Below are 19,734 nucleotides of genomic sequence, written 5' to 3'. Positions count from 1 at the left end.
TGAGACGCAAGGATGCGTCTCTACACCCGCCGCCCGCTGCTTCCGGCAACTTATTTCGTTGGCGACGGAGTAGCCGCCGGCGCTGGCGCAACACCAACGGCGGGCAGTTGGTGCAAGGTGGCCTGGGCCGAGTCGAGGGCCCCGCGCAGGCGGCGCTCTACGCCGGCCAATTGCTGCTGCTGCTCCTTGAGGTAGGTGAGGCGCTGGCTGGCGGGGGCCGTGCTGTCGGGGGCCTGGTAGTGGTGCATCCAGTTCATCATGCCCTGCTCGGCGGCCTGCATTTTGGCCACTACCGGGGCCGTGGCGGCGGGCGCTTTGGCGGCCGTGAGCTGGGCTTTCAGCTCAAACAGCTTTTCGGTCTGGGCCATGGCGCGGTCGTGGTGGGCCATGAGGGTGTCTTCGAGCGCCTGGGCCTGGGCGGCCGGCGTGGTGGCGGCGGCCGTAGGGGCCGAGGAGGTGCCCGCGCCGCCGCAGCCGGGCAGCGTGGCGAGGGTGGCAAGGAAAAGGGCCGCCCGCAGCGGCAAAGGCAGTTTCATCATAAGGCAAAGGTAGGGGCGCGGGCAGGCCGGCACCAGGCCTGGCACCGGCCGCGCTGGGCTTGGAACAACTGAAACTTGGATTTATCTCCTTGAATTTAGGATTATGGTCGTTGCGCGAAGGCTTTGGGCCGCGACACGGGGCTTAGGGCGGTTGACACCGGGCTGGGGACGGTTGGCGTGGGGCTTGGGAAGGCTGACGCTTGGCTTGGGGCCGTGACACAGGGCTTGGAGCGGCTGACGCCGGGCTTGGGGATACTAGCGCGGGGCTGGGGAAAAAATCAAAAAAAGCCGCGCCCGGTTTACTACCCGTTCCCCTGACCAACTTTTCTTTTCCGTATGCAAACCCGCCAACTCGGCCGCACCGGCCTCACGGTTTCGGCCCTCGGCCTCGGCTGCATGGGCATGTCCGATTTCTACGGCCAGCCCGACGATGCCGAAAGCCTGCGTACCCTGGCCCGCGCCCTGGAGCTGGGCGTCACCTTTTTCGACACCGCCGACATGTACGGCCCTTACACCAATGAGGAGCTGCTGGGCCGCTTCTTCAAGGAAGATAAAAGCCGCCGCGCCCAGGTGCAGCTGGCCACCAAGTTCGGCATCGAGCGCGACCCCCACGACCCTACCAAGCGCGGCATCAACGGCCGCCCCGACTACCTGCGCCGCGCCTGCGAAGGCAGCCTCCAGCGCCTGGCTACCGACCATATCGACCTCTACTACCAGCACCGCGTCGACCCTGGCGTGCCCATCGAGGAAACGGTAGGCGAAATGGGCCGCCTGGTCGAAGAAGGCAAAGTGCGCTTCCTGGGCCTGAGCGAGGCCGGGGCCGACACCATCCGGCGGGCCCACGCCACGCACCCCATCACGGCCCTGCAAACCGAATACAGCCTCTGGAGCCGCGACGTGGAGGTGGAAATATTGCCCGCGCTGCGCGAGCTGGGCATCGGGCTGGTGCCGTACTCGCCGCTGGGCCGGGGCTTCCTCACGGGTGAGATTCAGAAATTCGAAGACTTCGCGCCCGACGACTATCGCCGCTTTTCGCCCCGCTTCCAGGGCGAGAATTTCACCAAAAACCTCAAGCTGGTAAATCACCTGCGCGACTTGGCCCGCCAGAAGGGTGTGTCGGCCAGCCAGCTGGCCCTGGCCTGGGTGCTGGCGCAGGGCGATGACCTGGTGCCCATCCCTGGCACTAAGCGCGTGAAGTACCTCGAAGAAAACGTGGCCGCCGCCGACCTCGCCCTGACCGCCGACGAGCTGCGCCACCTGGAGGAGCTGCTGCCGCTGGGCGCGGCGGCGGGCACCCGCTACCCCGCCGCCATGATGGCGGCCGTGGGACGCTAGAATCACTGATTAGCGCGGATTTTTTCGGATTACACGGATTTTGTAGCCGGTTGCTATTCCTATCACTTTTTAGAGCTGGCCCGGCAACGATAGGATTACACGGATTTTGTAACCAGTTGCTACTGCCGGCGTGGAAAGGCTGCATAGGCCTGGCGCTGGCCGCTGAAATGGGTGCCGACGTTGCTATTGCCGACATGGAAAGGCTGCCCAATGGGCAGCCTTTCTTTTTATTTGCTTATTTGCCAATTCAAAAAGTCGGTTGGTATCGTCCACAAAATCCGTGTAATCCCACGCTGTGGTGCTGGTCGGGGTGGCACTCAACTGGTTGGTATCGTCTACAAAATTCGTGTAATCCGAAAAAATCCGCGCTAATCAGTGGTCTATCCTGTTGAATTGGCCTTTGGCTCGTTTCACCTGCCCGTGCACCTGCTGTGCGAGGTGTTGGCCTATTCGCTGGGCTACCGCCTCTACACGACCCTGCGCGCCCGCACCCCCGACCGCATCAGCGACCAGGGCCGCCAGTGGATATTTGTGGGGGCGGCGGCGGGGGCGCTGCTAGGCTCGCGGCTGCTAGGGCTGCTCGAGCACCCTGCGCTGCTGCTGCACCCGCCTGGCGGCTGGCTCTACTACTTCACGAACAAGACCATAGTGGGTGGCTTTTTGGGCGGCCTGGTAGGGGTGGAGCTCACCAAGAAATACCTGGGCATCCGCACCAGCAGCGGCGACCTCATGGTGTTTCCGTTGCTGCTGGGGCTGGGCATCGGGCGGCTCGGCTGCCACCTCAGCGGCCTCACCGATGGCACCTTCGGCACGCCCACTAGCCTGCCCTGGGGCATCAATTTCGGCGATGGTATCACGCGCCACCCCACCAATCTCTACGAAATCGGGTTCCTAGGTGCGCTGGCGCTGCTGCTCTATGCCTTGGAGCGCCGCAGCCCGTTGCCCAATGGCCGCCGCTTCGAGCTGTTTCTGGCGGGCTATCTGTTGTTTCGCCTGCTGGTCGAGTTTCTCAAGCCCACGGCGGCGTTGCCGGGGCTGGGACTCACGGCGATACAGTGGGCGTGTGTGGCGGGGCTGGGGTATTATGGTTGGCTGTGGGGGCGTGGGGCACCCGTGGGGCAAATGCCGCGTTAGAAGTACATTAGGCCGTTTAATTCTTGCTCGTCTTATGCAACCCATTCCCGAAACCTCGCCCCGCTTTAGCAACCTGCAACTGGAATTGCTCCGGCTGTACGCTGATAATATTTCAGAGCAGGATTTGTTGAAGGTTAAAAACTTGCTAGCTGATTTTTTTGCGGAGCGGGCAATAGCTGGCGCTGACGCTTGGTGGGACGCTAATAATTTCACTGATGCCGACGTAGAGCGTATGCTACATACCAAAATGCGAGCGGGCCGCCCCGAATGATGGTATGTTGCGCTGCGTCATTGATACGAATGTGCTGCTGGTGTGTATCTCGCGCCGCTCCTCTCTGCACTGGATTTACGAAAGATTCCGGCTAGGCAAATTTGAATGGTGCGTTACCACTGAAATTTTAGCCGAATACGCCGAGATAGTAGAGCGGCACATGGGCGCGGCTGCCGCTCAAGATGTGCTGAAATCCTTGGTTAGAAGGTCCACCCTAATTCGAGTAAATCCCACCTATCGCTTCAACCTGCTCGCCGACCCCGACGATAATAAATTCGTGGATTGCGCCATCGCCGCCAATGCCCTGTGCATCGTCAGCCACGACCGGGACTTTCTGCCGCTGCGGGCTATTGAGTTTCCGAAGGTGGCGGTGGTAGATACGGTGGGGTTTCGGGAGTTATTATTTGCTAATTGAGAAATGGAAAAGCAATCGAAACGGTGGCTAATGAGCAGAATGAAAACGTCTGGTAGCGCGCGTAAATACGTGATTAATGGGCGCTATGCTGATGAACGGCACGAATGGAAAGACGAGGATATTGAATATCTGCAGTTCAGAAAAAGCATTAAGTCGACTTATAAGTTTTACAACGGAAAAATTAGGTACGGATTACTCGTACGGTTTCTGCGCGGCCAAATTGGTAAGGAATGGGATGCGGTATACTCTGAAATAATTGGTCGAATACCAACCAGACTCCTTGATTACAGGGAAATGGTATTATGGTTCGTGGCTACCGAAGTAGAGCGAGTTGATGGGAAGCTTTGGGATAGAACGAAGCTGAAGTTTATCTGGACGGAAGAATTGAATAAAGGTGTAACCAGCCCCGAGGATTGGCTGAGCTATGCGCTGTATGAGTTTTATGTGGACCCTGACACGAACCTGTTGCAACACATACAGCAGAAGACTTACAAGAAGCAATTAGCCGTCTGAGCCTATTCGCAAACCAATGCCCGAACGCCCCTACACCTACTACGACTTCACCCTGAGCCTGTGCCCGCACTGCCTGCGACGCATCGAGGCCAAAATCGTCTTTGAAGACGGGGGCGTGTACATGCTCAAGCGCTGCCCCGAGCATGGGCGGCAGCGGGTGCGCATCGCCACCGACATTGAGTACTACAAAAGCATTCGCAACTATGTGAAGCCCAGCGAGACCCCTAGGCGCTTCAACATGGCCACGCACTACGGCTGCCCCTACGACTGCGGCCTCTGTACCGACCACGAGCAGCACTCCTGCCTCACCGTGATTGAGGTCACCGACCGCTGCAACCTCACCTGCCCCACCTGCTACGCCGAAAGCAGCCCTTACCACGGCCGCCACCGCACCCTAGAGGAAATCGAAGCGATGGTGGACCTGGTAGTGGCCAACGAGGGCGAGCCCGATGTGGTGCAGCTCTCGGGCGGCGAGCCCACGCTGCACCCGCAGTTCTGGGAAATCCTGGACATGTGCAAGCGCAAGCCCATTAAGCACCTGATGGTGAACACCAACGGCATCCGGCTGGCCAAAGACGAAGCCTTCGTGGCGCGGCTGGCTACCTACGCGGGCGCCTTTGAGGTGTACTTGCAGTTTGACTCGTTCCGCGAAGACGTGCTGCTGACTATGCGCGGGCGCGACCTGCGCGAGGTACGCCGGCAGGCCATCGAGCACCTCAACAAATACAACCTCAGTACCACGCTGGTCGTGACCCTGCAAAAGGGCCTCAACGACGACGAGATGGGCGCCATCATCGACTACGCGCTCCAGCAAAAGTGCATTCGCGGCGTCACGTTTCAGCCCACCCAGGCGGCCGGACGCATCGAGCACTTCAACCCCGAGACCGACTCGTTTTCGCTTACCGAAGTGCGTCAGGGCATCATCGCCCAAAGCCCGGTCTTCACGGCCGAAGACCTGCTGCCCGTGCCCTGCAATCCCGACGCGCTGGCCATGGCCTACGCCCTCAAGCTCGACGGCGAGGTGTTTCCACTCACGCGCTACATCGACCCCGCCGACCTGCTGCAAAGTGGCGGCAACACCATCGTGTACGAGCGCGACCCGCGCCTGCGCCAGCACTTGCTCAAGCTCTTCAGCACCGCCAACACCGTGGATACGGTGGTGCCCGAAATCAACCAATTGCTCTGCTGCCTGCCCCAGGTGTCGGCCCCCAACCTGGGCTACGACAACCTCTTCCGGGTCATCATCCTGCAATTCATGGACCCCTGGAACTTCGACGTGCGCGCCGTCAAAAAATCCTGCGTGCACATCGTGAGCAAAGATTTGAAAATCATTCCTTTCGAGACCATGAACATCTTTTACCGCGACCAAGAGAAGCTGGCGCGGCTGGAGGAATTACGGGCTGAAAGAACCGGCATTATATGAAGCCGTTAGAAGATAACCCTCCACCCCAAAATGGCTGCTTCTGGACCGGGGTGCTGCTGGTGCTAGTCGCACTTCTAATTGGCTTCGGTATGTGTAGTAATCTGCACCTAGGTACTCATTAAATCAGATGAATCGACAGTAGCCGTGCAGCCAACCCCACCCACTCCCAAAAAGTCTTTTACCTGGCCCATCGCCCTCAACCTGGGCCTGCTCGTGCTGGCCGCCCTCGCCACCGGGGCCGAGCCAAGCCTGCTGGGTATTATGGTGCTGGTGCTGGTCGTCATCAATACCGTGGCCGCCATCATCATGAGCTTTGCGGGCCGGATGCATTACGTGGTGGCCTTCGTTTTATCGGCGCTGCTGATTGGGCTCATTGGCTTCGGCGTGTGCGCGCTCATGCTTTCGAACATGGGCGGGATGCACTGAGATAGCTCGTGCATCCGTGGCAATCTCACCCCGGCCCCTCTTCAAAAGAGAGGGGAGCCTACCAAATGCTGATGTGAGCTTATGTCTGCTCGCGGTTGGCTCCTGCCTTTTTAGGAGGGGGGCGGGGGTGAGGTTAACCGTGCCTAATACCCCTACCCGCGCCGCAGCACCAGCACCCGCTGCGTATCCTCCGTCACCTTAAATCTATCATCGGGCCGCAGGCCTACCACCCAGCAGATTTTACCGTCAGCCGAGGTCAGCACTCGCACGTTGTCTTTGAGGTTGAGCGGGATTTTCTGGTCAATGAGAAAGTCGCTCAGCTTCTTCTTCCCTTTGAGCCCCAAGGGCATAAAGGTGTCGCCCTCCTGCCACTTGCGTAGCGTAAGCGGAAACTTCAGCTTGTCGGCATCGAGTGCCGTCGAGCCCTTGCCCTTGGGAATGTCAAACGTGCTCGGGTCAATTTCGAGCAATTCGGCCGTGAGGCGCACGCCATCGGCGCGCAGCTCGGGCTGCCCGGCCGCCAACTGAAACGTGCCGAAGCCGGCTAGCGAGCGGGGCGTAATCACGAGTTGGTCGCGGTCCTTCACCAGCCGGTGGGTGGGCGAGTCGAACTGCCGCCCGGCCGGGGCCTGAAAAGCGGCCACGATGTCTTTTACCACTAGGTAGGAGAAGCCGAAAGGCCGCAGCAACTCGTGCAGCACCAGGGCAGTGGCGGCCGTTTTTTGCAGCATAGCAATGTTGAGGTAGGTGGCCTCGGGCTCGTCGCGGCGGGCTGCGGCGGCGGTGTCGGCCACGTAGCGGCGCACGATTTCCTCGGCCCCACCCACGCGCTCAGCCGTGATACCTAGGGTATTGTCTAGGTTAGGATTTATCTCGCGCAGCACGGGCAGTACCTGCTGGCGCAGGCGGTTGCGCTGGTACACGGGGCTGTCGTTAGAGGCATCTTCGCGCCAGATGAGGCGATTTTCAACCACGTAGTCGTAGAGGTCGTCTTTGGCGCAGGGCAGCAGCGGGCGCACCACGTGGCCGTTTTTGGCCTGAATGCCGTGCAGCCCCGCCAGCCCAGTGCCGTGCGTGAGGTTGAGCAGCATGGTCTCGGCGGCGTCGCGCTGGTGGTGGGCCGTGGCAATCACGGCCAGTCCCTCGCGCTCGCGCACGGCCTCAAACCAGCGGTAGCGCAGCAGCCGAGCCGCCATTTGGGTCGAAATGTGCTCCTGCTCGGCGAACGCCTTGGTCTGGAAAAACTCCACAAAGTAGGGCGCGTCGTACTGCTTGGCCAGCTTGCGCACAAATTGCTCGTCGGCGTCGGCGTCTTCGCCGCGTAGCCCGAAATGGCAGTGCGCCACCGCTACCTGCACCCCTAGGCGGTGCAGCACATCGAGCAGCACCACCGAGTCGAGCCCGCCGCTCACGGCGACTAATACGGTATCGGTAGGAATGGTAAAAAGCTGGCGTTCTTCAATAAACTGGCGAACCTGGTCGAGCATGCAATAGAAAACGGCGAGCACATGATGAGTTGCGCCGGAAAAGAATGTAGTAGCTAAAAGAAGATGATGCTGGCTTGAAAACTAAGCCGTTTCCAGAATAAAATCGCCCGGAATGCCCAGCTTCTGATGCAGGCGCTTGGCCAAATCCAAGTTGATACGCCGCCCCTGAAACACGTCGCTCATGCGCGAAGCTGATATTTCCAGCAATTCGGCCAGCTTCTTTTTGTTGAGTCGCCGCCGATACATTTCCAACTCCAAACGTCCCACTAGGGTCTGCGGAGTGGGCAGGTTGTATCCCTGCGCCTGCTCGTATGCTGCGATGGCGTCGCGGAGTGTTAGGATAGCGTCCTCGTTGTTGGGCTCGTGGTCGAGCAGACGCTCAAACTCACGGAGTGCCTGCTGATAAGCTGCCTCATTCTGGATAATCATAGCGGAGTCTGTAACGTAATTTAGATGGTGCCCGCGTCAATTTTATCGTATTGCGGGTGGGTGCCAACGAATCGAATAAACACGGTACGACTGGCGAAATGAATACGCGCTACCAAGCGGTAAGTATTACCACGAATATTGAACACGTAGCGCCCATCGGCCACATAATCGGCGCTGCCAAAATCGCGCACCACATCGGCGTGGCGGCCCCAATCACATTCGTTTACAAAGGTATACCAGGCGTTTAGGGCCTCGCGGGCACTAGGATGTTTTTCCCAAAACTCGCGCAATGGCCGTTGGGATATAATGACCATGTTCCAAAAATAGCCATAAAATTCCAGTGATTGAAATTTTATGGCTATTCCTGATAAAAAAGTTGGGTGCAAATAGTCTTATGCAGAGGTGCTTATCTTACCGCACGCCCAGCCGGTTCCGGCGCCAGCCCGAAGCCGGAGCCTCCGCAGTTTCGGCAGCCGCTACAGGGGCGGCGGGTTTCTTCTCGCTCAGCAGCATGGCTACTAGCGCCGCCGCTACCTGGGCGGTACCCTCGTCGGGCGTGCTGGGGGCTAGCACGGTGGGGCTGAAATGGTCGCGGATGAAGTTAGTGTCAAAATTACCGCTCACGAAGGCCGGGTGCCGCAGCACGAAAGTGCCGAAGGGCAGCGTGGTTTCGATGCCCGTAATCTGGTACTCGGCGATGGCGCGCAGCATGCGGTCGATAGCCTCCTGCCGGGTGGCGCCGTAGGCGACCAGCTTGGCAATCATGGGGTCGTAGTAAATTGGAATGTCCATGCCCTGCTCGAAGCCGTCATCGACGCGCACGCCGGGGCCCTGGGGGCGCACGTAGGTGGCCAGGCGGCCGATGTCGGGCAGGAAGTTGTTTTGCGGGTCTTCGGCGTACACGCGCAGCTCCAGGGCGTGGCCGTTGATGGCGAGGTCTTCCTGGCGGAAGGGCAGGGGCTGGCCCTCGGCCACCCGAATTTGCTCTTTTACCAAGTCGAGGCCCGTTATCATTTCCGTGACCGGGTGCTCTACTTGCAGGCGAGTGTTCATTTCGAGGAAGTAGAAGCGGTGCTGGTCGTCGAGCAAAAACTCCACGGTGCCGGCCCCGGCGTACTGGCAGGCCCGGGCTACTTCCACGGCGCAGCGGCCCATTTCGGCGCGCAGCGCGGGCGTGAGTACCGACGAGGGCGCTTCCTCAATCACTTTCTGGTGGCGGCGCTGAATCGAGCACTCGCGCTCGAACAGGTGCACGATGTTGCCATGTTCATCACCTAGGACTTGAATTTCGATGTGGCGCGGCCCCGTTACGAATTTTTCGATGAACACGGCCCCGTCGCCAAAGGCCGAGGTGGCCTCGCTCACGGCCAGCTGCATCTGCTCCTCAAATTCGTCGGCGCTGTGCACCAGGCGCATGCCCTTGCCGCCGCCGCCGGCCGAAGCCTTAATAAGGATGGGAAAGCCAACTTCCTGGGCAATCTGCTTGGCGGCTTCCACGTCGGAAATGGCCTCGTCGGTGCCGGGCACCAATGGGATGTTGTACGCTTTTACGGTCTGCTTGGCCGAGAGCTTGTCGCCCATTAGCTCCATGGCCTCGGGGCTGGGGCCCACGAAAATCAGCCCTGCCTCGCGCACGGCACGGGCAAAGGCAGCATTTTCGCTCAAGAAGCCGTAGCCGGGGTGAATGGCATCGACACCTAGGTCCTTGCAAAGCTCAATAATCTTGTCGCCCCGCAGGTAGCTCTGGGCCGAGGCAGGCGGGCCCACGCACACGGCCTCGTCGGCGTAGCGCACGTGCGGCGAGAGGCGGTCGGCCTCCGAGTAGATGGCCACGGTGGCAATACCCATTTCGCGGGCCGAGCGCAAGACGCGCAGCGCGATTTCGCCACGATTGGCAACCAGAAGCTTAGCTATTTTTTTCATTGGGTGGGATGTAGCGCGAACTTTGTAGTTCGCGTTCGTATGGTCGGATACATGCTTGCGAACGCGAACTACAAAGTTCGCGCTACGCGTCGCAACGGCGCGCAAAGAAAACCCTGCGGCCCGGCCTTGCGCTAAAAGGCCACTTGCCTAGGTTGCAGCCACGCCCAAATTATGTACCTAACCAAGGCGGACCTATCTTTGCCAATTGACTACTACGCCGGCCGGGCCTCCTGGGCCCGTCGGCTTCGCTCTTTTTACCTTATCCCCCAAGTTTTTCAGTGGATATTTTCGACCGCGTTACGGCCAATCGGGGCCCACTGGGCTCGCACTCGCACTACGCCCACGGCTACTTCACGTTTCCCAAGCTCGAAGGCGAGATTAAGCCCCGCATGATGTTTCGCGGGAAAGAAGTGCTCACCTGGAGCCTCAACAACTACCTAGGGCTGGCCAACCACCCCGAAGTGCGCCAGGCCGATACCGACGGCACCGCCGAGTTTGGCATGGCCTACCCGATGGGCGCGCGCATCATGAGCGGCAACTCGACGCTGCACGAGCAGCTCGAAAACGAGCTGGCCGAGTTTGTGCAAAAGCCCAGCGCGCTGCTACTCAACTTCGGCTACCAGGGCGTGGTGAGCATCATCGACGCGCTGGTGAGCCGCCACGACGTTATCGTGTACGACGCCGAGTCGCACGCCTGCATCATCGACGGCGTGCGCCTGCACCAGGGCAAACGCTTCGTGTTTCCGCACAACGATATCGAGAACCTCGAAAAGCAGTTGGAGCGCGCCAAGCGCCTCACCGACGAAACGGGCGGCGGCATTCTGGTGATTACCGAAGGCATGTTTGGCATGAGCGGCAACCTCGGCAAGCTGCGCGAAATCGTGAAGCTGAAAGAGAAATACAACTTCCGCATCTTCGTGGATGATGCCCACGGTTTTGGCACCCTAGGGCCCACGGGCGCGGGCACGGCTGAGCATTTGGGTGTGCAGGAGGGCGTAGACCTCATTTTTTACACCTTCGCCAAGAGCATGGCCAGCATCGGCGCGTTCGTGGCCGGCCCCGAGGGCGTTATTGAATATTTGCGCTACAATATGCGCAGCCAGATTTTCGCCAAGTCGCTGCCCATGCCGCTCGTCATCGGTGCCCTGAAGCGCCTGGAGCTGATTCGCAACCACCCCGAGTACCGCGAAAACCTCTGGACCATCGTGCGCGCCCTGCAAAGCGGCCTGCGCGAAAAAGGCTTCAACATTGGCACCACCGAGTCGCCGGTGACGCCGGTGTTCCTGAATGGGCAGATTCCCGACGCCACGGCGCTCACGTTCGATTTGCGTGAGAATCACGGCATTTTCTGTTCCATTGTCGTTTACCCGGTCGTGCCCAAGGGCGTGATTATGCTGCGCCTCATCCCGACGGCCGTGCACACGCTGGCCGACGTAGACGAAACCATTACAGCTTTTGAGGCTATTGCAGCCAAGCTCGACAAAGGTCTTTACAGCAAGCAGCCCGCTACGGCCTAAATTGGCCACTACGGTAGCGTTTTGCAATAAGCGCCGGTTGCTCGGAAGAGCGGCCGGCGCTTATATTTTGTACTTTTTGAAGGCAAAAATTGCCAGCTAAGCTCACGCACTGCTCACGTTAAGGCGGAAAAAGGCCCTGGCGGGCCAGAAAGGCCGTTTTAAGAAAAACCTCAAAAGCTTGCCCGCGTAGAAAGTCCCTGTATATTAGGGCCGCGTAAGCACAATTTTTCTTTTCTCACCCAAACGCCACTTAATTTCATGGCTAATCCTTTCAATAAACTCAAAGACCTGGTATCCTCGCTGGAAGACGATTTTGAAAAGTCGTATGACAAAGGCAATGCCGCCGCCGGCACCCGTGTGCGAAAAGGCATGCAGGACCTGAAAAATATGGCCCAGGAAATCCGCCTGGAAGTGCAGAACCAAAAGAATTCGGCTAAGGACGGCGCTGAAGCCCCCGCTGCTAAAGTTGCGCCTGCCAAAGCTGCCCCGGCCGCTAAGAAAGCCGCTCCTGCTAAAAAGAAGTAATGTCTGCCCCACGGATTCGGCGGATTTTTTGGATTCGTCGGATTTTGTGGCCGGATACAATAGGAAAAGCCCCGCTGGTTAGCGGGGCTTTTTCGTGGGCTGTAGTGGCGCGGGGCACCTCACCCCCCGGCCCCCTCTCCAAAAAAGAGGGGGAGCCAGATTTGAGTGTTGAGTTAAGAGTTACTCAACAACTCAAAACTCCTAACTCAGAACTCTTAACTCGTCAGGCTCCCCCTCTTTTTTGGAGAAGGGGCCGGGGGGTGAGGTGCCCCGCGTTAGGTCAGCTCGACCAAGTAGTAGCTTTTGCCCTTCTTCACGACCATATACTTATCGTGTAGTAGCGGCAGCTCTGCTACCAGCGTGTCGGGCGAGGTTAGCTTAGCGCCATTCACCGACAAGCCGTTGGCTTTTACCAGCTTGCGCACCTCGCCGCGCGAGGGTAGAATCTGCTGATTAGTAGTTTCGCTGAGTAGCACGGCCACGTTGAAGTCGGCGGTGTCGGCGCGGGGCACGCGCAAATGCGGCAGGCCGTTGAAAACGCCCACCAGGGTAGCCTCATCGAGGGCCGCGAGGTCGCCGCCACCGAAGAGCACTTCGGAGGTAGCCACGGCTATTTTATACGCCTCTTCCGAATGCACCCGGATGGTTACGTCCTTGGCGAGCGCCTTTTGCAGCGCTTTGAGGCCGGGGTTTTGGGCATGCTCGGCTTCGATGGCTTCAATTTCTTCCTGGCTGAGCAAGGTGAACACGCGGATAAGACGCGGAGCATCAACGTCTTCAGAGCGTAGGAAAAACTGGTAGAACTGGTAGGGCGACGTCAGGTTGGGGTCGAGCCACACGGTGCCGGTTTCCGACTTGCCGTACTTGGTGCCGTCGGCCTTGGTGATGAGCTTGCCGGTGAGGGCGTAGGCTTTGCCCTCGCCGTCGGTCATGCGGCGCAGCAGCTCGGTGCCGGTCGTGATGTTGCCCCACTGGTCGCTGGCGCCCATTTGCAGGGTGCAGCCCAGCGTTTTGTACAAATGCACAAAGTCGTAGCCTTGCAGCAGCTGGTAGCTAAACTCGGTGTAGCTGAGGCCATCGGCCGTTTCGCCCTCGGCCGGGTTGATGCGGCGCTTCACCGAATCCTTGGCCATCATATAGTTGACGGTAAGGTGCTTGCCGACCTCGCGCAAAAACTGCAAAAAGCCGAACTCCTTGAACCAGTCGTAATTATTGACGAGTACCGCGCCGGTGGGCGAGTCGTTGAAATCCAGGAATTTTTCGAGCTGTGCCCGAATGCCGGCCTGATTGACGCGCAGGGCCTCCTCATCGAGCAGGTTGCGCTCGGCCGACTTGCCGCTGGGGTCGCCTATCATGCCGGTGGCGCCGCCCACCAGGGCCACCGGGCGGTGGCCGGCGCGCTGCAGGTGCACGAGCAGCATAATAGTGGCTAGGTTGCCGATGTGCAGCGAAGCCGCCGTGGGGTCGAAGCCGATGTAGCCCGACACGGGCGCGGCGCTGGCCAGGTGCTCGGCGGTGCCAGGCATGGCATCGTGGTACATGCCGCGCCAGCGGAGTTCGTCAAGGAGATTCAATTATGAATTATGAATTAGAAATTATGAATTGGCCTCGGGGTGCGGGGAGGCCGCGCCGCATGGGCAAAGGTAACCCAGGCCGTAATTTCGTGTTCTGGCTCACGCAATGCCGCAGAGTCAATTCATAATTTCTAATTCTAATTGACACAGGACGCCGACGCCATCTTGAAAGCCGTGCAGCAGCGGCAGTTTCAGCCGGTGTATTTTTTGCAGGGCGAGGAGCCGTATTTTATTGATACGGTGGCCGATGCGCTCGAAGGCACTGTGCTGCCCGAAAGCGAGCGCAGCTTCAACCAAACCGTGCTGTATGGCAAGGACACCGACGCGGCGGGCATCCTAGGGCAAGCCAAGCGCTTCCCGATGATGAGCGACTACTCGGTGGTCATCGTGAAAGAGGCGCAGGCCGTGGCCGACCTGGAAAGCGAAAAAGCCTGGCCGTTTCTCGAGGCTTACCTCAAAAACCCGCTCGCTAGCACCGTGCTGGTTTTCTGCTACAAGCACAAGACCCTCGACAGCCGCAAGAAGCTGGGCAAGCTACTGGCCTCCGCCCCCGGCGTGGTCCTAATGACGAGCAAGAAGCTCTACGACAACCAGATACCGCAGTGGCTGGGTGGCTACGTGCGCCAGCGCAAGCAGCAGATTACGCCCGGCGCCACGGCCTTGCTGGCCGAGTACATAGGGGCCGACCTAGGGCGCCTGGCCAACGAGGTAAACAAGCTGCTGCTCAACGTGAAGCAGGGCCAAGCCATCGACGAAGACCTGGTGCAGCGCATGGTGGGCATCAGCAAAGACTACAACATCTTTGAGCTGCAACGGGCGCTGGTAACGCGCGACGTGCTGAAGGCCAACCGCATCCTGACGCACTTCGCGGCCAACCCCAAGGCCAATCCGCTCATCCCGAACCTGACGCTGCTCTTCAACTTCTTCACGCGGCTGCTGATGCTGCACCAGGCCGGCCCCAACCCCTCGGACAGCGACATGCAGAAAATGGGCATCAACAAGTTTGCCCAGAAGGAGTACCAGTTGGCCCAGCGGCAGTTCAGCCCCGAGCGCACGATGGACCTTATCCACCTCATCCGGCGGGCCGATGCGCAGAGCAAGGGCATCGAGAGCGGCAGTATGGACGAGGGCGAAATCTTACGCGAGCTGGTGTGGCTCATCTTGCACCCCGTGCCAGTGGCGGCCGTGGGGTAACGCGGCAGGCCCTAGGTGCGTAGAAAGCGGGTATTCACCCTTCAACCTGCTTTCACTCATGAGCGATAACCAACCGAGCGGCACCCTAGGGGGCATGCTATCCAGCCTATTTGGCCGCCGCAACGCCGAAGACAACACCGAGAACCGCAGTTTCTCTTCCAAGCACAAAATCCTGAGCGGTGCCCTGCTAGCCGCTGGCGCTGCCTACCTCTACAAGCGCGCTAAAAACAAGCAAACGATGCTGGGTTAGTAGCCAAGCAGCTACGTGACAAAAGCCCCGCCGGACGTGCCCCTTCAAACGGCGCGTCCGGCGGGGCTTTCTGCTGCATTTTTGCGGCCCCGTAGCCTCATTTATATGCGCGCCCACATTCACTTCGACCGCCAGGGCTGGCCTCAAAGCGTTAATAACTACTTGGCCCTGGATGGCTTCCAGCAAATGGGCTGGGAAATAGTGCCCTACACCGATGCCGAGCCGGTGCGCGCCCACGCGCCCGATGAGATAGTGGTGGGCCACATCGCGGCTGTGCGGGCTGGGCTGCGGGCGCTGGGCCTGGCCGTGCCCGCCGAGCTGGGCTACCCCGAGGCGCTGCGCCCGTACCTAGGGCGGCGCTTGTGGCCCAGCACTATTAATGCCGTGGCGGCGCACCCCGAAAGCTGGCCGGTATTTGTGAAGCCCATGCACGACGCCAAAAAGTTTACGGGCGTGCTGGTGCGCCGCGTGGGCGACCTAGTGGGCTGCGGCGACCAGCACCAGGACACGCCCGTGTGGTGCGCCGAACCGGTGCAGTTCCGGGCCGAGTGGCGCTGCTTCGTGCGCTACGGTCGCATCTTGGATGCCCGCCCCTACAAGGGCGACTGGCGGGCGCACTTTGACCCCGCCGTGGTGGAGGCGGCTCTGGCCGCCTATACACCCGAAGCACCGGCCGCTTTTGCGCTCGATGTGGGCGTGACCACAGCCGGCGCCACGCTGGTAGTGGAGGTCAACGATGGCTATGCTCTCGGGGCGTATGGGCTGATGCCATTGGCGTATGCCAAGTTTTTGTCGGCGCGCTGGTCCCAACTGACCGGCACTGAAGACTACGCCAATTTTTGACTGTAGCCAGCGGGCAACTCGGGTGCGTGAAGCGAAAGTGAAAAGGCAAATAATTCAGCGGAAAGGTAATAATTCGCCAACGTGCGGATAGTACCTGCCGTAGAATGCGTGTTTCTACTTAACCAGACACCGCATTCCATGAAATCGCCCGAATTCGCTTCCGATGCCGCCGACAAGGCCAAAGACCTTTATAACGAAGCTGCTGATAAAGCCAAACACGCCTACAGCGACACCGCCGATAAGGCCAAAGATGTATATAGCGACGCGGCCGACAAAGCCAAGGATATGTACGACATCGCCGCCGATAAAGCCAAAGGGCTGACCGGCAAAGCGAAAGACTTGTACGAAGAGGCTGCCGACAAGAGTAAGGAATTGCTCGGCCACGTGCCCGATACCCTCAAGGAGGCCAGCGATAAAACCGTGGACGCTTACAAAAAGCTTTCAACCACCCAGAAAGTGGTGGGCGGCGCGCTGATTGTAGCCGGCCTGGCCCTGCTCATTGCGCCAAAAAAAAAAGGTAAGGCCAAGCGCGCTGCTAAAGCGCTTGACCAACTGGTGCTGTTCGTAAACGACCGCGTGGAGGGCTACAAGCGCGCCGTGGCCGAAAGCAAAACGCCCCAACTCAAGGGCTACTACCAGCAGCTGGTAGGCCAGAGCCAGCAGTTTGCCAGCATCCTGAACGGCTACCTCGCCCAGAAAGGCGGGCAGGCCGAAAAAGGTACTACCCTTAAAGGCAAGCTCTACCGCAAGCTGATGGATGCGCAAGCCGCCCTGACGGACCACAACGAAAAAGCCATTCTGGCCGCTAACATCTACGGCGAGCACTGGGCCACGAAAGCCTACAAAAAGGCCCTGCGCCGCAAGGCGCTGAAAGGCTCCATCCGCGAAGCCATCGAAAAGCAGCTGGCGCAGTCGAAGCAGACGCTGAAGCGTCTCAAAGAGCTGGCGGCCGAGCAGAAGTAAGCTGACCGGCATTTGCTAAAGCCCCGCTGAATATGGTGCAAACCGTATCGGCGGGGCTTTTTGCGTGAGCGCAGAAATGAAAAAGAAAGCTATTTTTTGAGAAACAAATAAGCGGATAGTTTAGATTATTCAGTTGAGGATAAGTTATTTATGTGAATAAGCTCCGCCTAACGAGCTGGTTGCGGCCGGCGTATGCGCCGGAAACCTTCTTTTCCTTTTCCTGATGAGTAAGTCCAATCAACCCGCCGCCCAAACCCCCACCGAGCCCCGCCCGGCCAAACCCACGGGCGGCACCGTGGGTAGCCTGCTGCGCCAGGTGCCCGCCACCGTCAAAAAATCTACTACTACCCAAAAGGTAGTGGGCGGCGCGCTGCTGGCGCTGGGCGTGGCCCTGCTGGCTACCCGCTCCAAAAAGGCAAAGCCCAGCCCCGAGGCCGCCACGCTCGACGAGCTGCTGTATTTCGTGAACGACCGCATTGCGGGCTACGAGCGCGCCGTGGCCGAAAGCCAGGACGCCGAGCTGCGCGGCTACTACAAGCAGCTGGTAAGCCAGAGCCAGCAGTTTGCCACCAACCTCAACACCTACCTGACCCGCGAAGGCGGCCAGCGCGAAGAGGCTACTACCTTGAAAGGCAAGCTCTACCGTGCCTGGATGGACGCCAAGGCCGTGGTAGTAAACCGCGACGAGCAGGCCATCCTGGGCTCCAACATCTACGGCGAGGAATGGGCCCTGAAAGCCTACCAGGAAGCCCTGGCCGACCAAACACTGACCGGCGCGATGCGCCAAGCCGTGGAGCGCCAGTACGCACTGTCGCAGAAAACCTACGACCGCCTGACGAAGCTGGCCGAAAAGCAAGCCTAGCGCCAAGGCGGGGTAGAGACGCATACTTGCGTCTCGTCGTTATTGAGCCCGCTTGGTGAGAACTTATGCGTCGCCATATGCGGCCCGCTTACGAGCGTGGGCCATAAAGCACGTGTAACCCAAAAGCCCCGCCGCGAAAACTAGTCGCGGCGGGGCTTTTGGGCTGAAGCCTACCTTCGCGGCCGGGTCTCAGCCCCGCCCACCACCCTATGAAATACCTGGCGACGCTGCTACTGAGCAGCCTTTTCTTTGCCGCCCACGCGCAGCCGCGCCAGTTCGACGTGCGTAAGCTGGCCTTGCCCAAAGAGCTGGCATACTACGACAATCAGTTTTCGGGCCTCTACATTGCGCAAGACAAGCTGTTTATGCTGTCCGAGAGCCGGCTGCAAGACCAGGCCGAGGCCAAGCTCTACACCGTGGCGCTCGCCGACCTCGACCGCCAGCTCGCCGACTCGACCTACGCCTTGCCTTATCAAAAGCTGCCCATCCATAACCTGCCCCGGATGCGAGCCAGAATGGCCGCCGCCGGGCAGCACTACGAAGGCCTCGAAGCCCTGCTGCTCACCAAGGACGCGGCGTATTTCTCGGTCGAAACCACTACGCCATCCACCAACTGCTACCTGCTGAAAGGCCGCCTCGGGGCCACCGCCGTGGAGCTCGATACCACCTTTCTGCTGGCCCTGCCCAAGCCCGTGGCGGCCGATGGCTCGCACATCTACAACGCGGGCTTCGAGGCGCTAGCCCGCGCCGACGACCACGTGGTGGCGTTTTTTGAGTACAATTTCTTTCCGAAGAACTACGCCTACGAGGTGGCCGGGCGCGGTAAAAACCGAATCAGGTTGCTGCCGTTCAGTTCGTTGCCGTTTCGCCTCACCGACCTCACGGCCACGGGCGGCCACCACTACACGGGCATCGACTACTTCTTTAAAGGTGAGGGCGACGATACGGTGTACCGCCTGCCCGAAACCGACGTGCCCAATTACAAGCTCATCGCGGAAAACGGCGTGTTTAAAAACTACTGCCGGCTGGTCGATATTGAGTTGAAAGACAGCAAGGTGAGCTGGACGCCGCTGTGGGAGTTTCCGGTGGCCTACCGCAGCTATAACTGGGAGGGCATTGCGGCCTACAAGGGCGGCTACTTCATCATCAACGACAAGTACACGCCCGCCCGCCCATACCAGACTACACTGCTGTACTTGGGGGCGCGGCAGTAGAGATAGCGCGCCGGGGGCTGTTTTTGGCGGTTTGATTAATTGATGAAAATGTCAGATGAATTTATTTTATTTGCGTTGATTATCAAGTATTTTAATTCAATGAAAGCCGTTTGTTAGTTGTTCTGAAAAGTCTGATAAAATAAAAAAACGACTTTCCGGCCCTTGGTGAGGCGCGCTACTTTTGAGCCAACCTTCAAGCCCAACCAACCATGACTTCTGCTTCCGTGACTACCGCCCGTCCTTCTGCCGCCTTCATCGCCGCCTCGTGGCTGGCCCTGCTCATGGGCATGGCTGGCTTCATCGTCGGCCTCTGGAACGCCACGATGGCGCTCAACGAAAAAGGCTACTACTTCACCGTACTCATGTTCGGGTTGTTTGCCGCCATCTCTCTGCAAAAAACCGTGCGCGACCAACTCGAAAAAATCCCCGTGACGGGCCTCTACTACGGCCTGGCGTGGTTTGCGACGCTGCTGGCTATCCTGCTGCTGCTCGTGGGCTTGTGGAACGCCACCCTCACGCTCAGCGAAAAAGGCTTCTACGGCATGGCGTTTCTGCTGGCGCTGTTCGGGGCCATCGCGGTGCAGAAAAATACGCGAGACATGCGCTCGGTGTCGCGCGCTGCGCCCGTTGAGGCAGAGTAGCTAACCCGAGTTGCGGAGTAGCCCCAGCGGGGCGACCCGTCGGTAGTAAAGTGTCTGTGTAAGCATCTCCAAGCCCCGTAGGGGCGACCCCATCGTCTGGTTGGGTCGCCCCTATGGGGCTTTCGTTGCCTGGGTACGGCTGGGTACTATCGATGGGCCGCCCCGCAACGGTGCGCCGTAGCGCGAACTTTGTAGTTCGCGTCCGTTGGTGGGCTCCTCAACGAATCAGGCGGACGCGAACTACAAAGTTCGCGCT

General features: G+C 59.5%; 21 protein-coding genes and 1 pseudogene. 16 read left to right on the top strand and 6 right to left on the bottom strand.

Annotation, left to right across the window (positions count from 1 at the left end):
- Window positions 1-50: 50 nt before the first annotated feature.
- Window positions 51-539 carry a hypothetical protein gene (locus VFO93_RS09690; RefSeq protein ID WP_325134165.1) on the bottom strand — a complete coding sequence of 163 codons (489 nt, stop codon included), beginning with the start codon at window positions 537-539 and terminating at the stop codon, window positions 51-53.
- Between the two features lie 336 nt (window positions 540-875).
- On the opposite strand from VFO93_RS09690, the gene VFO93_RS09685 reads away from it, so the two are divergent.
- The 7 genes from VFO93_RS09685 to VFO93_RS09655 all read left to right on the top strand — a co-directional run bounded on the left by VFO93_RS09685 (window position 876) and on the right by VFO93_RS09655 (window position 6,056).
- On the top strand, window positions 876-1,874 hold the full coding sequence (locus VFO93_RS09685; protein WP_325134164.1) for an aldo/keto reductase: 999 nt from the start codon (window positions 876-878) through the stop codon (window positions 1,872-1,874).
- A 375-nt stretch (window positions 1,875-2,249) separates the two neighbouring features.
- On the top strand, window positions 2,250-3,008 hold the full coding sequence (locus tag VFO93_RS09680; RefSeq protein ID WP_325134163.1) for a prolipoprotein diacylglyceryl transferase family protein: 759 nt from the start codon (window positions 2,250-2,252) through the stop codon (window positions 3,006-3,008).
- Window positions 3,009-3,042: 34 nt separating this feature from the next.
- A complete protein-coding gene (locus VFO93_RS09675) occupies window positions 3,043-3,279 on the top strand; it encodes a hypothetical protein (RefSeq protein ID WP_325134162.1) in 237 nt (78 codons plus the stop codon).
- A 4-nt stretch (window positions 3,280-3,283) separates the two neighbouring features.
- Complete coding sequence (locus VFO93_RS09670) at window positions 3,284-3,694, top strand: putative toxin-antitoxin system toxin component, PIN family (protein WP_325134161.1); 411 nt, start codon at window positions 3,284-3,286, stop codon at window positions 3,692-3,694.
- 3 nt (window positions 3,695-3,697) lie between these two features.
- Complete coding sequence (locus VFO93_RS09665; RefSeq protein WP_325134160.1) at window positions 3,698-4,207, top strand: hypothetical protein; 510 nt, start codon at window positions 3,698-3,700, stop codon at window positions 4,205-4,207.
- Between the two features lie 16 nt (window positions 4,208-4,223).
- The gene (locus VFO93_RS09660) at window positions 4,224-5,630 is read left to right on the top strand and encodes a radical SAM protein (RefSeq protein WP_325134159.1); all 1,407 of its coding nucleotides are present in this window, start codon (window positions 4,224-4,226) and stop codon (window positions 5,628-5,630) included.
- Window positions 5,631-5,774: 144 nt separating this feature from the next.
- Window positions 5,775-6,056 carry a hypothetical protein gene (locus VFO93_RS09655; protein WP_325134158.1) on the top strand — a complete coding sequence of 94 codons (282 nt, stop codon included), beginning with the start codon at window positions 5,775-5,777 and terminating at the stop codon, window positions 6,054-6,056.
- Between the two features lie 152 nt (window positions 6,057-6,208).
- Here the strand turns inward: VFO93_RS09655 and tilS are convergent, their stop codons facing one another.
- The 4 genes from tilS to accC all read right to left on the bottom strand — a co-directional run bounded on the left by tilS (window position 6,209) and on the right by accC (window position 9,895).
- Window positions 6,209-7,543 (bottom strand): tRNA lysidine(34) synthetase TilS, encoded by a 1,335-nt coding sequence (tilS, locus tag VFO93_RS09650; protein ID WP_325134157.1) that lies wholly within the window; start codon window positions 7,541-7,543, stop codon window positions 6,209-6,211.
- 81 nt (window positions 7,544-7,624) lie between these two features.
- On the bottom strand, window positions 7,625-7,972 hold the full coding sequence (locus VFO93_RS09645; protein ID WP_325134156.1) for a hypothetical protein: 348 nt from the start codon (window positions 7,970-7,972) through the stop codon (window positions 7,625-7,627).
- Between the two features lie 20 nt (window positions 7,973-7,992).
- On the bottom strand, window positions 7,993-8,286 hold the full coding sequence (locus VFO93_RS09640; protein ID WP_325134155.1) for a type II toxin-antitoxin system HigB family toxin: 294 nt from the start codon (window positions 8,284-8,286) through the stop codon (window positions 7,993-7,995).
- A 97-nt stretch (window positions 8,287-8,383) separates the two neighbouring features.
- Complete coding sequence (gene accC / locus VFO93_RS09635; protein ID WP_325134154.1) at window positions 8,384-9,895, bottom strand: acetyl-CoA carboxylase biotin carboxylase subunit; 1,512 nt, start codon at window positions 9,893-9,895, stop codon at window positions 8,384-8,386.
- Window positions 9,896-10,173: 278 nt separating this feature from the next.
- Here accC and VFO93_RS09630 point away from each other — a divergent pair, with 278 nt between their 5' ends.
- Together VFO93_RS09630 and VFO93_RS09625 are read left to right on the top strand one after the other, a co-directional pair.
- A complete protein-coding gene (locus VFO93_RS09630) occupies window positions 10,174-11,412 on the top strand; it encodes a pyridoxal phosphate-dependent aminotransferase family protein (protein ID WP_325134153.1) in 1,239 nt (412 codons plus the stop codon).
- Window positions 11,413-11,670: 258 nt separating this feature from the next.
- Window positions 11,671-11,844: pseudogene (locus VFO93_RS09625) on the top strand (histone H1); the annotation flags it as partial.
- 368 nt (window positions 11,845-12,212) lie between these two features.
- Here the strand turns inward: VFO93_RS09625 and tyrS are convergent.
- Window positions 12,213-13,511, bottom strand: coding sequence for a tyrosine--tRNA ligase (gene tyrS, locus VFO93_RS09620; protein ID WP_325134152.1), 1,299 nt, complete (start codon window positions 13,509-13,511; stop codon window positions 12,213-12,215).
- Between the two features lie 141 nt (window positions 13,512-13,652).
- On the opposite strand from tyrS, the gene holA reads away from it, so the two are divergent.
- The 7 genes from holA to yiaA all read left to right on the top strand — a co-directional run bounded on the left by holA (window position 13,653) and on the right by yiaA (window position 19,478).
- On the top strand, window positions 13,653-14,705 hold the full coding sequence (holA, locus tag VFO93_RS09615; protein ID WP_325134151.1) for a DNA polymerase III subunit delta: 1,053 nt from the start codon (window positions 13,653-13,655) through the stop codon (window positions 14,703-14,705).
- A 58-nt stretch (window positions 14,706-14,763) separates the two neighbouring features.
- On the top strand, window positions 14,764-14,955 hold the full coding sequence (locus VFO93_RS09610) for a hypothetical protein (protein ID WP_144843049.1): 192 nt from the start codon (window positions 14,764-14,766) through the stop codon (window positions 14,953-14,955).
- A 105-nt stretch (window positions 14,956-15,060) separates the two neighbouring features.
- On the top strand, window positions 15,061-15,798 hold the full coding sequence (locus tag VFO93_RS09605; protein ID WP_325134150.1) for an ATP-grasp domain-containing protein: 738 nt from the start codon (window positions 15,061-15,063) through the stop codon (window positions 15,796-15,798).
- A gap of 138 nt (window positions 15,799-15,936) precedes the next feature.
- Complete coding sequence (locus VFO93_RS09600) at window positions 15,937-16,761, top strand: PA2169 family four-helix-bundle protein (RefSeq protein ID WP_325134149.1); 825 nt, start codon at window positions 15,937-15,939, stop codon at window positions 16,759-16,761.
- 223 nt (window positions 16,762-16,984) lie between these two features.
- Window positions 16,985-17,623 carry a PA2169 family four-helix-bundle protein gene (locus VFO93_RS09595; RefSeq protein WP_325134148.1) on the top strand — a complete coding sequence of 213 codons (639 nt, stop codon included), beginning with the start codon at window positions 16,985-16,987 and terminating at the stop codon, window positions 17,621-17,623.
- Window positions 17,624-17,832: 209 nt separating this feature from the next.
- The gene (locus VFO93_RS09590; RefSeq protein ID WP_325134147.1) at window positions 17,833-18,837 is read left to right on the top strand and encodes a hypothetical protein; all 1,005 of its coding nucleotides are present in this window, start codon (window positions 17,833-17,835) and stop codon (window positions 18,835-18,837) included.
- A gap of 209 nt (window positions 18,838-19,046) precedes the next feature.
- Window positions 19,047-19,478 (top strand): inner membrane protein YiaA, encoded by a 432-nt coding sequence (gene yiaA, locus VFO93_RS09585; protein WP_325134146.1) that lies wholly within the window; start codon window positions 19,047-19,049, stop codon window positions 19,476-19,478.
- The last annotated feature ends 256 nt before the right edge of the window (window positions 19,479-19,734 follow it).

It is taken from the genome of Hymenobacter sp. (assembly GCF_035709525.1).
GTDB lineage: Bacteria > Bacteroidota > Bacteroidia > Cytophagales > Hymenobacteraceae > Hymenobacter.
The sequence above is the reverse complement of the archived record's forward strand: the minus strand, read 5'-3'. Positions and strand labels throughout refer to the sequence as shown.